Source organism: Bacillus sp. FSL E2-8887, from assembly GCF_038007205.1.
GTDB classification, from domain to species: domain Bacteria; phylum Bacillota; class Bacilli; order Bacillales; family Bacillaceae_G; genus Bacillus_A; species Bacillus_A mycoides.
In genome coordinates this window covers 5,116,786-5,132,633 of sequence record NZ_JBBOWS010000001.1, presented here as the reverse complement: position 1 = coordinate 5,132,633, position 15,848 = coordinate 5,116,786, and the positions used below count along the sequence as shown (strand labels likewise).

Sequence of the window (15,848 nt, the reverse complement as noted above, 5' to 3'; positions counted from 1 at the left end):
AAATCCCCCTATTAACGCTCTGTTTGTTTTGCCTCTTCCCATAAAATATCTAACTGTTCTAATGATAAATCTTGCATTTCCTTATTCATTTCAGCTACTTTTGCTTCCATGTATAAAAAGCGATCCATAAATTTCTCATTAGTTGAACGTAACGCTTCTTCTGGATCTAATTTATAATGACGAGCTATATTCACAAATGCAAATAGTAAATCACCAAATTCACCTAGCATCTTTTTCTCATCCATGTTTACAACTTCTTGTTGGAATTCTTGCCATTCTTCTAAGGCCTTCTCTATCATCGGCTGCACATCAACCCAATCAAATCCAACCTTTCCAGCTTTCTTCTGAATTTCATAAGCACGCATTAGTTGTGGCAAGCTTTTTGGAATACCCGCTAAAACAGATTCTTTCACGAATCCCTTTTCTTGTTTTTTAATTTCTTCCCAATTTGCAATCACTTCATCAGCATTATTTACATCCGTATCCCCAAACACATGCGGATGACGACGAACCATTTTCTCAGCTAAAGTCCGAATAATATCATCTATAGAGAACCAACCTTCATCCTCTCCAATTTGGGCATGAAGCATAACTTGTAATAATATATCACCTAGTTCTTCTACTAAATGATCATCATCCTCTTCATCAATTGCTTCTAGCACTTCATACGCTTCTTCAATTAAGTATTTCTTTAAAGATTGATGAGTTTGCTTTTTATCCCATGGGCAACCATTCGGTCCACGAAGATCAGCAATAATTGCTCTAAGCACATCAAACTGCTGATATAAGGACGCACGTTCCTTAACTGGCGGTACATACACACTCGTTAAATTATTTAATTCTGTTTCGTGATCTAACATGTATAACGATACCTTTTTCACTTGCTCGAATGAAGTCCCTGCAGCTGTTACGATATACACTTCGTAATCATCTGGCAAAATCTCCATTAACGTTAGCTTCACATCTGAAGCAACGAATGCATCATACACTTGGCAAAAGATTAAATGTTGACGTAATTCTAATTGTCCTCTTTCAAATGATGTAGCATCAATTAATTGGAACCCTTCAATCGGATCAATTTTTAGACTTGCAAACATCGGATCAAGGAAACTTTGTCCACCTTCAATTCGCACTTCAATATTTGCTGCTTCTCCTTTTTCCAAAAGTAGCTGAACTGTTCTTTCTGCTACAAGCGGATGACCTGGAACAGCATAAATAATTTCTGCGCCTTTAGCTTGTTCTAGCAATGTATTCGCAATTGTTTCATATACGATTTCAAATGTATCATGTGCCTCATATACATTATCAAAGGCCGTATACTTTATAGCTTCTTTCTCCAATTCTTCTATAACTGGGTGCTCCTTCGTTCTAACAAACATATGGTCTGCTTCTTTTATCTTTCGATATACACCCATCGTTAACTGATCTAACTCACCAGCACCTAATCCTAAAATAGTAATGATTCCACTCACAACCAGTCACCTCTATCCACTCTTCTTCAATGAACCTTCTTTTTTCTCTTGTTTCATAACGGTTCCTAATTCTTCTTTTGTAAATACACGTAATTTTAAAATTAAAAACATATATGCTAATCCACCGATAGCTACACCTAACAGCGCTTCAAGCGTCGCAATTCCTCTATGTCCTGTATCAATTACTAATCCGGACATTCGTAACATACGCATAAAGATTATTAATACAAACCCCATACCGATACCACTAATAGCTACACCTAACATATTCCGCCTATCAATAAGCGGCTCCGATACAGCTCGCATAAGTAACACACTATTTAGCAAGGCAATTACAATAAGCGCAACTAAAGTTGCAATTGCAGCTCCCTTTACACCAAAATACGGCATTAATATATAGTTTAAAACTAACTTCAAACAACCTCCAAATACAACGAATATTGCTGGTTTTAATGTTTGTCCCACTCCTTGCAAAATGGAAGCAGTTGTAATTGACAATGAACTAAATAAAATAGATAAAGATAAAATCGATAACACATCTGATCCATCACTATTTTCAAACAACATAATATTTGTAGGTTGAATAATACAAGTTAATCCAATAGCAGCTGCAAATCCAATAACAAATGTTATTTTCATTGCTAACTTTACCTTTTCTTGAATAAATGAAAGATCTCCTCTTTCTTTCGCCGCTGTAATAATAGGAATAAGTGACAATGAGAAAGAAGTTGTCAAAACAGTACCTAATTGCATAAGCGGGATACTTCTATCATAAACACCTTTTAGTACCTTTGCATTTTCAACTTGCTCTCCCGCACGAATAAGCAAAGTATACAAGGAAATAGAATCCGCCATTTGTATAAAAATAAGGACTAAATTACTAACACAAATCGCTAATCCCTGCCAAAAAAGGATTCGAACAATCCCTTTTTTATTTCTAATTCCCTTCCATCTTTTGAAGAAAATAGCATGAAAATCATGACGCATATAAAGTAAAAGTACGATAATCCCAATAAGCCCGCCTGCAATTGAACCTAGCATGGCACCCGCACCAACTGTATATAAATCAAATCCATGAGCAATAAGGAATAGTGATAAAAATACAATAATAGAAACACGAATCGTTTGTTCAATTACTTGCGAAACAGCCGTCGGCATCATATTATTGAAACCTTGAAAATATCCTCTCGCTACAGATAAAAATGGCATTAGTAGGAATGAAAACGAAATAACACGTAATAATTTATCTAAATGTATATCGCCCATAGCCGATGCAATTGTTTCGGCCCCAAAGAATAATGTGAAAAACCCTATAAATCCAATTCCTAATAAAAACCAAAAAGATACACAAATAATTTCTTCTGCTTCTTTTTGTTTTCCTCGTTCTAATCTTTCTGCGACCATTTTTGAAATAATAATGGGAAACCCATAAGTAGCTAAAATCAAACAAAATCCATAAAACGGATAAATTTGTTGGTAAATATAAAAACCAACATCACCCGCTATATTTTGATATGGAATACGGTAAAAAGCGCTTAATACCTTCGTAACAAAACTTGCGATTGTTAATATAATAGCCCCACGCCAAAAGGCTTGGTACTTCTTCGCTTCCATACAAGAAAACTCCTTTTTCTATTCTCACCCCTCGTATTATATCACAAAGAAAAACTGGCTCTCCTTCATATTCCTTACATTCACTGACTTCTTTCAACAGCAAAAATATTCAATGAAAAAAGGTAGCAAAGCGCTACCTTCGTTCAATATACTTATATCTCCAAATAGTTAATTTCTCAAATAGAAATATCATAATTAGGAAAGATTGCTACTTATAGAAATTACACTTTGCTACTGCTCCATTTGTTTCGCTAAAAAGCTTGCAGCTGTATTTACTGATTTATGCTCTACTTCACTTATAATAGCCTCTTTAGAGAAGATAACGACAGCTCCGATTGGATCTCCATTTGCAATAATCGAGCCAATTGTATAAGAGCTCACTTTTTCTGTTACTCCATCAATAATTGAAATTTCGCTTTCATCTGTCATAATTACAGACTTACGCTCTTCCATTGTCTTCTCAATTAAATCGCCAACACTTTTATTTAAGTATTCTTTTTTAGATGCGCCTGCTACTGCGATAATAGAATCACGATCGCATACAAGCACATTATGTCCTAAGCTATCGTATAAAGCTTCCGTATATTCCTTTGCAAAATTACCTAGTTCACTAATTGGAGAATATTTTTTCAAAATCACTTCTCCATCGCGATCAACAAATATTTCTAGTGGATCTCCCTCACGAATACGTAAAGTTCTACGAATTTCCTTCGGAATTACTACCCTGCCTAAATCATCAATTCGACGTACGATTCCAGTTGCTTTCATTCTAATGCTGCCTCACTTTCTACTGATGATCAAAGTGGTGAATTTACCTGTTCATGTAAAAATCACCAACTATTAAACATAGTATTTTACACATTAGTTCTTCTATGCACGTCGAATTGTATTTTTTATCTTATATTAGGCATTTATTACTTCTTTTTTTACATCTGGCAAGCCTTTTAATAAATTTTCAGCAATTGTTAACCATTTCGACGTCTCTAATCCATTCGTTTTCATCACAATTTTCAATTGTGACCCCTCCATACCAAGACCGATCATACGGCCAAAACTACTTCCTAGCATGAATAATTTTCCACCATCTATATTTTGGCTCGCTTGTTCAGAAAACAGGAATGTTACTTCAAATTTATTTTGCTTAATTAACTCAATTTGTTCTTTCATTGCCAACACTTTAATGTTTGCAATTTGTAATAAATAACCAACTTCTTGTGGATAATCACCAAATCTGTCGATCATCTCTTCCTGCAACTCTTCAATATCTTCAATTGCAGAAATACCTCTAAATTGTTTATACATCATAATTTTTTGTTTACTGTCTGAAATGTACGCATCCGGTAAATATGCATCTACTTCTAAATCAATTTCAACATTAACGGTATTTTCAACTCCGTCTGTTCCTCTACGTTGCTCAATTGCATCTTTTAACATTTGAGAATATAGATCAAATCCGACAGAATCAATAAATCCATGTTGTTCTGCCCCTAACAAATTACCCGCACCACGAATTGATAAGTCTCTCATCGCAATTTTGAAACCAGATCCAAGCTCTGTAAACTCTTTAATTGCTTGCAGACGCCTCTCTGCAACTTCCGATAACACTTTATCACGTTTGTATGCAAAGTATGCATACGCGACGCGATTAGAACGCCCAACACGACCACGAAGCTGATACAACTGCGATAATCCCATACGATCTGCATCAAATACAATTAATGTATTTACATTCGGAATATCTACACCCGTCTCAATAATTGTTGTACTTACAAGAACATCATGCTGCCCTTCTAAAAACGATAGCATAACAGACTCTAATTCACCTTCATTCATTTTCCCATGTGCGTATGTTACACGAGCATCTGGAACTAACATCGAAATTTCATCTGCTTTTCTTTCAATATCCTCCACACGGTTATATAGGAAGTAAATTTGACCGCCTCTTGCTAACTCTCGCTCTATCGCTTCTCGCATTAACGCTGGATTATACTCTACTACATATGTTTGTACTGGGAAACGATTCTCTGGTGGTGTCTCAATAACAGATAAATCGCGCACACCAAGCATAGACATATGAAGTGTACGTGGAATCGGAGTTGCCGTTAATGTTAACACGTCAACATTTGCTTTCAATTGTTTAATTTTTTCTTTATGTGTAACGCCGAATCTTTGTTCTTCATCAATAATAAGAAGTCCTAAATCTTTATAAGTAACATCTTTAGATAAAATACGATGCGTTCCGATTACAATATCCACCGTTCCATCTTTTAAACCTTTAATCGTTTCATTTTGTTGTTTTCGTGTACGGAATCTACTTAGTAACCCTATATTAATCGGATAATCTTGAAAACGCTCTCGAATTGTTTCATAGTGTTGTTGTGCAAGGATTGTTGTTGGTACTAAAATCGCAACTTGTTTTTCATCCATAATTGCTTTAAATGCCGCACGAATAGCTACTTCAGTCTTTCCATATCCTACGTCACCACAAAGAAGCCTATCCATCGGACGTCCGCGTTCCATATCTTTCTTAATCTCTTCAATAGAACGTAATTGATCCTCTGTCTCTTGATATGGGAATAAAGATTCAAACTCTTGTTGCTCTGCCGTATCTGGTGTATATGCATAACCTTTCGAAGCTTCACGCTCGGCATATAATTTAATTAGGTCATCTGCAATGTCTTGTACAGATTTTTCAACTTTCGTTTTGACCTTCTTCCAATCATTTCCGCCTAATTTATAAACTTTTGGTTCCTTACCTTCAGACCCTACGTATTTTTGCACTTGATCAATTTGTTCAATTGGAACGTATAACTTATCATTACCTTGATATTTAATATTTAAATAATCTTTATGAACACCATTAATCTCTAATGTCTCAATACCTAAAAATTTACCTATACCATGATTTACATGAACTACATGGTCTCCAACTTTTAATTCCGAATAACTTTTAATACGTTCAGCGTTAGATAACTTTTGCTTACGTTGTGATTTTTTAACCTTCTTATGAAAAAGCTCCTTTTCAGTAATGACAACAAACTTTTGCATCGGCATTTCAAAGCCTGCATGTAAATCACCTACAGCAATTTGTAACCTTCCAGGCAATAAGATATCTGTCGCCTCTACAATGTCTGCATCAATATCATAATCACTTAAAATATGTTGTAGTTTTTTTACACGTTCATCATCTGTTCCAAGCACAACGGTCGTAAAATTACCTTCATTCCATCTATCAATTTCAGTTTTTAACAAATGCATCTGTCCGTGGAAATCTTGCATCGTTTTACATGTCACATTCACAATATTTTGAGGATGTGTGTGTGCTATATGGCGTAAGAATAACGTTAAATATACAAAACTTCTTTTTTTATTATGAAGAAACTCCTCAAACGAGTGGGAGAAAGATAAATCCTGAATAATTGTTCCTTCGCCAAGAAGTGAGATATACCATTCCGCTTCTTCTGTTTCAAGATGTGATGCTGTTTCTTGAATACGGGAAATCTCATCTAAAATCACAACACCATTTTCTGGTAAATAATCTATCAGACTAGCAGGTTCTTTATAGAAAATAGATAAATATTTAAACATTTGTTCTATACTCTGCCCGTTTTTCAACATTTCAATTTCATGACTAACCGTCTCAAGCACAGTAGTCTTTAATTTATCATCGGAAAGCTTTTGCATCGTCTTAGTCAAACCTTCTTCAAGATGCTTAATTCCCGATTTCAATTCTTCCTGTGAAAATAAAAACTCTGTTGCTGGACCGAACTTAACACTTTCCTTTTTATCTTGAGAACGCTGTTCATCCACATCAAACAATCGAATAGAATCGACTTCTGTATCGAAGAATTCAATACGAAACGGTAATTCTTCCGTTAATGGGTAAATATCTAATATTCCCCCGCGTAAACTGAACTCTCCTGGAGCTTCTACCATTGACTTACGCTCGTAGCCAATATGATGTAAAGTATGCAAGAGTGCATCTAAATCAATCTCTTGCCCTAGATTGATTTCAATTTGCCTTTGCTTCCATAATTCTTTTATTGGTAAAAACCTACGCAGCCCTGCAACTGGCGCTACAATAATCCCATTCTCTCCTGCAGCTAAGCGATTTAACACTTCAATACGCTGTGCCTTCAATTCTGGACTTGCAACACCAACCTCCGATGCTATCAATTCATTTACCGGATATAGCCAAACATCTTTTTCACCAAGTAACGCCACTAAATCTTCATGTACTTTTTGTGCTTGGTATAAATTGTGCGTCACGATAAGTTGTGATTGCTTTGTCTTTTTATATAAAGCTGCCATTAATAATGAACGAGAGGATGTTGCCATACCCGATACAAGTTGTTCTTTCAACCCATCTTCTAGCCCATTAATAACCGATTGTATTTCTTCATTTTTATAAAATTGCTCTAATAAACCTATCATTTTCAAAACTCCTCTCAACATAAAGAGCAAGTTACTATATTTTATGCAAATATTTTGGAAAAAGAAAACAGAAAAATGCTTTGGACATGCCAAAGCGACAACATTTTATTGCAGAAATTTTTCATATTCATAATACTCAGGATAAGATGCGAGCGTTTCTTGACACGATTCACAAATCGTTTTTATATATATATTTCCATTCTCATGAAAATGAATCATATCCACTACTTCTTGCTCTGTTAGTTGAAACAAAACGTCGCTATATACTTTTTCTGCGATAATGGAGCCCACATTACTTCCACAATGTCTACAGTAATAATAACCTTCCATACTAGCCTCCTAAATATCCAATTGCTACTAGTATGGGATAAAACAAAATAAAATATTCCAGATTGTGCGCTTAACTATTAAAAGTATTCATGATTTGGAGAAAAGGTTTATTTAACCATTCCTCACATGCATCTGCTGCATTTTCAATGGATTGATTAACGCCAGATATTTCTTCAGATGTAAAACGTCCTAATACGTAATCCACTACTTTCATCCCATTTTTCGGACGATCGATTCCCATGCGGATACGTTGAAATTCTTGTGTTCCTAAATGTGAAATTGTTGATTTCACACCATTATGTCCACCCGCACTACCTTTCATGCGAAGGCGTAATTTACCTACAGGAATATCTAAATCATCGTACATAACAATGAAGTCCTCGACATCAATTTTATAATAATCCATGAGTGGACGGATACTTTCCCCAGATAAATTCATATATGTAAGTGGCTTTAGTAAGATTACTTTTTCCCCATTAACAAAACCTGCGCCAAATACCCCTTTAAACTTTTGTTCATTCAAAGAAATACTCCAACGTTTTGCAAGTTCATCGATTGCCATAAATCCAATATTATGCCTTGTTAATTCATATTCTCTACCTGGGTTCCCAAGTCCTACTATTAATTTCATTCTTGTACCACTACTTTCTTTTTTCGATACGAAAAGACGTAACCAAGCTTGGTTACGTCTCATTCTATCCAATTAATTGAATAATACACTTACAGATTCTTCTTCGTATACACGAATGATTGCTTCTCCGATTAATGGAGCAACTGAAAGTTCATGTACTTTATCAATTTTCTTCTCTTCTGGTAATACGATAGAGTTCGTTACAACTAACTCTTTAATATTCGAATTTTGAATACGCTCAATTGCTGGACCAGATAATACTGGGTGTGTACAGCAAGCATATACTTCAGAAGCACCGTTCTCAACAAGAGCGTTTGCCGCTAATGTAATTGTACCAGCTGTATCAATGATGTCATCAATTAAAATTGCTGTTTTGCCTTCGATGTTACCGATAATGTTCATTACCTCAGATACATTCGGACGAGGACGACGCTTATCAATAATAGCGATTGGCGCTTTTAGGCGATCTGCCATTTTTCTAGCACGAGTTACACCACCGTGATCAGGAGATACGATTACGATATCTTTAAGGCCTTTTGCTTCAAAGTAGTCTGAAAGAATCGGTACACCCATTAAGTGGTCGATCGGGATATCAAAGAATCCTTGAATTTGCGGAGCATGTAAATCTAGAGTGATTACACGAGTTGCACCTGCTGTTTCAAGCAAGTTTGCTACAAGTTTCGATGTAATTGGTTCACGAGAACGCGCTTTACGGTCTTGACGCGCATAACCATAGTAAGGAATAACAATATTAATTGTTTTTGCAGATGCACGTTTTAATGCATCAATCATAATAAGTAATTCCATGATATGTTCGTTTACTGGGAAGCTTGTAGATTGAATAATGAATACATCGCAACCACGGATACTTTCTTCAATGTTAATTTGAACTTCTCCATCACTAAAACGATCAACAGAACATTTTCCTAGTCCTACTCCAATATGCTTTGCGATTTGCTCAGCAAGTTCCTTATTAGAGTTTAAAGAGAATACTTTCAAATTAGAATTTAGATATTGAGTCGACATCTAGATTAACCCTCCACATTATGATTTTTTCTTATTCAGCAATTGATCAACATAGTCTTCTTTGTTAACTTGACGTGCACGTGCTACTGATAATGCTTTTGATGGAACATTCTCTGTTATTGTAGAGCCTGCTGCCACATAAGCACCATCTTCAACTGTTACAGGCGCAACAAGGTTTGAATTACATCCAATAAATACCCCGTTACCAATTACAGTTTTAAATTTATTCTTGCCGTCGTAGTTCACCGTAATTGAACCACAACCAAGATTCACGTCTTCTCCAACTTGTGCATCCCCGATATAACTTAAGTGTGAAGCTTTACTTCTATTACCAAAAACAGTTTTTTTGATTTCTACGAAGTTTCCAACGCGCACTTCATCTCCAATAACTGAATCTGGGCGAATATGTGCAAATGGACCAACTGATACTTCTGTACCAAGTTTGCTGTCATGTACAGTAGATTGACGAATTACCGTACGATCTCCAATTTCACTATCGCGAATTACTGTATGCGGTCCAATTTCACAATCAGAACCAATTACAGTGTTCCCCTCAATAACCGTTCCTGGGTGAAGAACTGTATCACTACCAATAACTGCATCCGCAGAAATGTATGTGTTACTTGGATCAATAATTGTAACACCATTTACCATGTTCTTTCTGTTGATACGATTTTTCATAATAATTTCCGCTTGCGATAGAGCGACTCTGTCGTTAACACCTAACGTTTCATCGAAGTGCTCTGTTTGATAAGCTGATACAATATGACCTTCATTTTTTAAAATTTCAATAACGTCCGGAAGGTAATATTCGCCCTGTACATTATCATTTGAAACTTTAGAAAGTGAAGCAAATAAAGCTTTATTATCAAAACAATACGTACCTGTATTGATTTCTTTAATAGCTAATTCTTTTTCATTTGCATCCTTATGCTCAACAATCTTTTCAACATGACCATTCTCATTACGAACGATACGGCCATATCCAGCAGGCTCTTCTATGTACGCTGTTAGTACCGTCGCCATTGCTCCCGCTTCTTCGTGTTGCTGAAGCAATGCTTCCATCGTTTCAGCAGTTATTAGAGGTGTATCACCACAAATAACTAAAGTTGTTCCCTCTTCATTTGCAAGTACACTTGCAGCTTGATCAACAGCATGAGCTGTACCAAGTTGTTCTGCTTGTAATGCAAACTCACTTACGTTTCCTAGCTGTTCTTGTACCTTTTCAGCACCATGTCCAACGACTGTTACAAGTTTCTGCAATCCTAATTGAGATACTTCATTGACTACATGTTGTACCATTGGTTTTCCACATACAGGATGCAGCACTTTGTATAGCTTGGACTTCATACGTGTGCCTTTACCTGCAGCTAGAATCACTGCAAATCTGTTTGACATATAGACCCTCCATCGCAACCTATTTATCCATTAACGATATTATCCTAAATCATCATATATTTCAAGAAACACATTATAACTATTAAATTTTACCATAATTCTTATAAGATGTTTTACTCTTTAGTATCTTTTTTAAGGAATAAGCTATACTATTTTAAATGATTTTGAAAAAATTAGAAGTTTTTCATCTTTATTTTTTCAAAATATGAATTTTTATAATTAGAAACGTGTATTATTCAAAAAAAAACAAACTCCTGTAAATGCTTACAGGAGTTTGCTACAAAATTATAAGACTTTCTTTCAAAAGCCCTTTTCATTCGAATTTTACGAAGCGCCTGCTTCTTCAAACTCAACCTCTTCTAACTCGCCTAAACGATGATACTCTGTTAAAACCGCATCTTGAATTTTAGAGCGTGTATTAGAATTAATTGGATGTGCAATGTCACGGAATTCTCCATCTGGAGTACGTTTACTTGGCATTGCTACAAATAATCCATTATTACCATCAATTACACGAATATCATGAACAACAAATTCATGGTCTAGAGTAATAGAGGCAATTGCTCTCATGCGGCCTTCTGTGTTTACGCGGCGTAATCTTACGTCAGTCACTTCCATCTTGTGTTCACCACCCTTTTCTAAATAAGCGATATATTTGTATAAATTCCACAAAATTTCTATTTTTCCTTTAATTTTTTAAAAATTTTTAAGATAAAAATTTTTATTGTAGTTGAATATAAGGATTAGTAGAGGTTATCGCTTACAAAGAGTTACTTAACTAGGGCAATTACTTCGATTTCAACAGAAACATCTTTCGGTAATTTTGCTACTTGTACACAAGAACGCGCTGGTTTATGAGTAGAGAAATAAGAACCGTATACTTCATTAACAGCATTAAAATCATCCATATCCTTCAAGAATACTGTTGTTTTTACCACTGTATCAAATGAAGCACCTGCTTCTGCTAATACCGCTTGTAAATTTTCAAATACTTGCTCTGTTTGTACTGTTACATCTCCTGTTACAAGTTCTCCACTTGCCGTTAACGGAATTTGTCCTGAACTATAGAACATATTATTTACAATAATCCCTTGTGAATATGGTCCGATTGCCTGTGGTGCTTTGCTTGTTTGAACAACTTTCATACTTTTCACCCTTTTATTATTTATTTTTACTCTTTAAAAATAGTGTACCAAAGGCAGTTTGTCCATCTATTTTGTAATTTATAAATAGGAATAAAAAAAGGTAAAGCTATCTGCTTTACCTTTTTACTCAGCCTCTACAAGCCCTTTATCAAATGGTGCAAGTGCATAATTCCCCTTTTCCACTTGAATCGCTTTTTCTTTCACATCAACTTCTGACAGACGAATTAATGATACAAAGTTATTAATAAGTCTTTCTTCAATATCCGTAGACTCTACTAATACGCCAATCCCAACAACATTAGCTTTAAACTCTTCTAGCATGCTCATCATACCTTGAATGGTTCCGCCAGCTTTCATAAAGTCATCAATAATTAAAACATTGGACCCTTCTGGAAGGCTACGCTTTGCTAAAGTCATCGTTTGGATTCGCTTAGAGGAACCTGATACATAGTTAATACTAACAGTGGGTCCTTCTGTTACCTTATTATCTTTTCTCGCAATTACTACCGGTACATCTAAGTAGTTCGCTACTGCATAAGCAAGCGGAATTCCTTTTGTCGCTACCGTCATAACCGCATCAATTGGTTGCCTAGCAAAAACAGAAGCAAATAAACGACCTGCGCCATTAATCTGGCGAGGATTACTTAAAAGATCCGTCATATATAAGTAACCGCCAGGCAAAATACGGTCTGGGTTTTCAAATAAGCTACAAAGCTCGTTAATAATCAGATTTGCCTCTTCTTCACTTATATAAGGAATATATTTCACTCCTCCTGCTGCTCCTGGTACCGTTTGCAATGTGCCGACACCTTGTTGTTCAAACGTTTGCTTAATAATAACTAAATCTTCACTAATGGAAGATTTAGCCGATTGATACCTTTCAGCAAAAAAAGTGAGAGAAACTAGCTGACGAGGATTTTGTAACAAGTAATACGTCAGATCGACCAATCTTGTACTTCGTCTAATTTTCATACTCTCACCTCAAATCACGAATATTCTAAACAAATCATAACGTATTATACGTCTTTATTCAAGCGTTTCTCGCTCTCCTAATAAACGCACTGCATATACTTGCTCGCAAAATCCTTTTAACCCGTTATATATGCGGTGCATTCGCGAATCATGGTGTACAAGACCAAATACAGTTGGGCCACTTCCACTCATTAATACGGCATCTGCCCCAAAGCGTTTCATCTGTGATTTAATACGTGCAACCTCGGGATGCATCGCAAACGTCACATCTTCTAAAACGTTACCAACAGTATCACAAATTCCTTTATAATCGCCATGGTTAATGACTTCAACCATTTTATCTACATTTGGATGAGTAACACGATTTAATTTTAAATTTCCGTACACGTCAGCAGTAGATACACCAATGTGGGGCTTTGCTAAAACAACCCAACAAGAAGGCGGAGTCTTTATATGTTCAATTTCTTCTCCTCTTCCAGTGGCAATAGCAGTTCCACCATATACACAGAACGATACATCTGATCCAATTTCTGCGCCAAGCTTTGCTAATTCATCGATTGTTAGCCCTAAATTCCATAACTTATTAAGGCCACGTAATGTCGCTGCTGCATCACTACTTCCACCTGCTAATCCAGCGGCTACTGGAATCGTTTTTTCAATAGTAATAGACACACCTTTTTTTACATTAAACTTCACTTTTAATAATTTCGCTGCTTGATAAGCTAAATTGCGTTGGTCGTCTGGGACATACCGATTATGGGACAAAATTTCAATACGGTCTTCTGCTAATTCCGTTAGCTCTAAACGATCTGCCAAGTCGATTGTTGTCATAATCATTTTCACTTCATGATATCCATCTTGTCTTTTTCCCAGTACATCTAACGACAGATTAATCTTTGCTGGTGCTTTCACTAGTAGCTTCAATCTATTCACCCACTCTATGTACTCAATCTTTTATCGTTTATTTTACCATAAATTTATAGTAAGACGATGACACTTCCCTAATTATATCGAAAAGCATTCAGAATGAAACTACTTATGTCAAATGATGGCACCTTTTAGCGTGCAAAAAGCCGAGGAATCTCTCCTCGGCTACCGTAGCATAGAAAGTATCTTACAACTACTGGTTTCGTTTCATTAATTGCTGTTCTGCAATTTCTATAGCACGTTTCACCATATTACCAGCATCTTTCGCACGAATTCCGCCCCATCCTTCTTTCTGAACAACATCATAAAATCCAAGCTCTTTTGCAAGCTCTTCTTTAAATTGATTTGACATGACTCCTCTTCGTCTACTCAATGCAGAGTCCCTCCTTATTTTGCTACGGTATAATTAGTATGCAAAATAATATAGCTTTTCATTTATGGGAATATATGTAACAAAAAATACATTAATTATAAAATACTTCATTTTGAGATTCATCGTAAAATGTTAGCTCTACTGTCTCTGTTAAAACATCTGCATAACTATAAGATACACGTTGCAATGCATCTTCTTGCTGGTCTAATTGTACAACAAACACAGAACGATACGTTTCTGCAAGTACACCTGATTGCTCCACAGTTTTTCTTCTCCCACTATTTGCCTTTAACATAAGTCGCTGTCCAAGATGGTGATCTAATTCGCTTTTAATTTCATCTAAACGTTTTGACATATACTTTGCTACACCTCGCTGTAATTTAGATTGAACACTTAAAACACGATATATCTATCCCAATTATTAACCGCAATTCACAGACAATATCATTATAAAAGCATCATGCGTTCAAATAGATAGAAGAAATACTATATTCTAAAAGTATCATTGTATAGTCTGCACGTTCTTGCCGCTTTTTATCCAGACTCATTTAAATCATTTCCACATAAAAAAGCAAGATACGTATGTACCTTGCTCATTCGTCATAATGTTGAAAGGGCAATCCTGTTCGTAAAATCCCTCTTGTTTCAATTCCGCCTAGTCCCTTTTCGCCAGTAATTGTATTACGCACAACGTCCCATACATTTACTCTTTCCATAAATGAAGTGAAACTAATTTTGCCAACTACATATACAGGATCTAGAGCATGAATATTAATTCTAGACGGTGAACTAGCAAAATTAGCACCTGCCCGAATCAACGCCTCAAAGTGTGATTGACAAGCCCCAGCAAAAATAACGAGTTGATCTAGCGATGGATACTTTTTCCGCACTTCTCGAACGGCCTGTACAAAATGTCTAGAATGTCTATATGCTGCTAAATCTCCCATAACTCCTTTTGACTTTGTATATGCATCATGTCCTGTAATAACTAAAATGTCTGGGCGAAAATGATCTATTAAGTCTACTACCTTTTCATGCATCTCCGTTTCCTTACAATGAATACCTTGAACAGGAACGCCTATTTTATTATATAAATCTAAGCACTTGCGCAAATATAAAGGATCTCCATCTATATGCAATACACGTCCTGGCATTTGAAAATAATTCACTTCACTTGTATATCCACCAGTTGAATTATGTTCATGTCTTTGTTTCATCAACACGTAATCTTGCTGAAACAACCGGTAAGTACGCTCCATCGTTTCTTTTTCACGCTTCACTCTATTTTTATGTTCTCGTTGATCTATACTAACTAAATCTGCAAGTGGTGCATCCGCCACAAGTCTAATTTCCTCTCCAAATAATATTGCCATATCGCCTTTTATTTCTATAATACGAAAAAGAATATCCCTATTATGAGAATATCGTTCAACTAATTCTCCAACATGTAAATCCATTCTCCTACCTCCAAACTCCAAACTCGTTAGGCCATCTTACCTGTTTTTAAAGTATGAATTTAGGAAAGG

At 35.8% G+C, this 15,848-nt stretch carries 15 protein-coding genes; all 15 read right to left on the bottom strand.

The window, feature by feature from the left end; all coding sequences use genetic code 11:
- Window positions 1–11 precede the first annotated feature (11 nt).
- Entirely contained in the window at window positions 12–1,472 is a 1,461-nt protein-coding gene (gene mazG / locus NSQ08_RS26430; RefSeq protein WP_002009675.1) for a nucleoside triphosphate pyrophosphohydrolase, read from the bottom strand.
- A 12-nt stretch (window positions 1,473–1,484) separates the two neighbouring features.
- Window positions 1,485–3,086: a putative polysaccharide biosynthesis protein gene (locus tag NSQ08_RS26425; protein ID WP_340779893.1), complete on the bottom strand. Its 1,602-nt coding sequence runs from the start codon at window positions 3,084–3,086 to the stop codon at window positions 1,485–1,487.
- 231 nt (window positions 3,087–3,317) lie between these two features.
- Entirely contained in the window at window positions 3,318–3,854 is a 537-nt protein-coding gene (spoVT, locus tag NSQ08_RS26420) for a stage V sporulation protein T (protein ID WP_002009670.1), read from the bottom strand.
- 135 nt (window positions 3,855–3,989) lie between these two features.
- Window positions 3,990–7,520 (bottom strand): transcription-repair coupling factor, encoded by a 3,531-nt coding sequence (gene mfd, locus NSQ08_RS26415; RefSeq protein WP_016102352.1) that lies wholly within the window; start codon window positions 7,518–7,520, stop codon window positions 3,990–3,992.
- A 105-nt stretch (window positions 7,521–7,625) separates the two neighbouring features.
- The gene (locus tag NSQ08_RS26410; protein WP_002091576.1) at window positions 7,626–7,850 is read right to left on the bottom strand and encodes an anti-sigma-F factor Fin family protein; all 225 of its coding nucleotides are present in this window, start codon (window positions 7,848–7,850) and stop codon (window positions 7,626–7,628) included.
- Window positions 7,851–7,920: 70 nt separating this feature from the next.
- Window positions 7,921–8,481 carry an aminoacyl-tRNA hydrolase gene (gene pth, locus NSQ08_RS26405; RefSeq protein ID WP_002144538.1) on the bottom strand — a complete coding sequence of 187 codons (561 nt, stop codon included), beginning with the start codon at window positions 8,479–8,481 and terminating at the stop codon, window positions 7,921–7,923.
- Between the two features lie 72 nt (window positions 8,482–8,553).
- Window positions 8,554–9,507: a ribose-phosphate diphosphokinase gene (locus tag NSQ08_RS26400; protein ID WP_002091580.1), complete on the bottom strand. Its 954-nt coding sequence runs from the start codon at window positions 9,505–9,507 to the stop codon at window positions 8,554–8,556.
- Between the two features lie 18 nt (window positions 9,508–9,525).
- Window positions 9,526–10,905, bottom strand: coding sequence for a bifunctional UDP-N-acetylglucosamine diphosphorylase/glucosamine-1-phosphate N-acetyltransferase GlmU (gene glmU / locus NSQ08_RS26395; protein WP_002166365.1), 1,380 nt, complete (start codon window positions 10,903–10,905; stop codon window positions 9,526–9,528).
- A 324-nt stretch (window positions 10,906–11,229) separates the two neighbouring features.
- Entirely contained in the window at window positions 11,230–11,523 is a 294-nt protein-coding gene (spoVG, locus tag NSQ08_RS26390; protein ID WP_000454042.1) for a septation regulator SpoVG, read from the bottom strand.
- Between the two features lie 152 nt (window positions 11,524–11,675).
- Complete coding sequence (locus NSQ08_RS26385; RefSeq protein WP_000869819.1) at window positions 11,676–12,050, bottom strand: RidA family protein; 375 nt, start codon at window positions 12,048–12,050, stop codon at window positions 11,676–11,678.
- A 123-nt stretch (window positions 12,051–12,173) separates the two neighbouring features.
- Window positions 12,174–13,022, bottom strand: a complete 849-nt coding sequence (purR, locus tag NSQ08_RS26380) for a pur operon repressor (RefSeq protein WP_002091587.1) — start codon at window positions 13,020–13,022, stop codon at window positions 12,174–12,176.
- A gap of 54 nt (window positions 13,023–13,076) precedes the next feature.
- Entirely contained in the window at window positions 13,077–13,946 is an 870-nt protein-coding gene (gene ispE, locus NSQ08_RS26375) for a 4-(cytidine 5'-diphospho)-2-C-methyl-D-erythritol kinase (RefSeq protein WP_012260164.1), read from the bottom strand.
- A 196-nt stretch (window positions 13,947–14,142) separates the two neighbouring features.
- The gene (sspF, locus tag NSQ08_RS26370) at window positions 14,143–14,322 is read right to left on the bottom strand and encodes an acid-soluble spore protein SspF (protein ID WP_002094215.1); all 180 of its coding nucleotides are present in this window, start codon (window positions 14,320–14,322) and stop codon (window positions 14,143–14,145) included.
- A 91-nt stretch (window positions 14,323–14,413) separates the two neighbouring features.
- Window positions 14,414–14,677 (bottom strand): biofilm formation stimulator Veg, encoded by a 264-nt coding sequence (veg, locus tag NSQ08_RS26365; RefSeq protein WP_002009653.1) that lies wholly within the window; start codon window positions 14,675–14,677, stop codon window positions 14,414–14,416.
- 238 nt (window positions 14,678–14,915) lie between these two features.
- On the bottom strand, window positions 14,916–15,779 hold the full coding sequence (gene yabG / locus NSQ08_RS26360) for a sporulation peptidase YabG (protein WP_002009651.1): 864 nt from the start codon (window positions 15,777–15,779) through the stop codon (window positions 14,916–14,918).
- Between the last annotated feature and the right edge of the window lie 69 nt (window positions 15,780–15,848).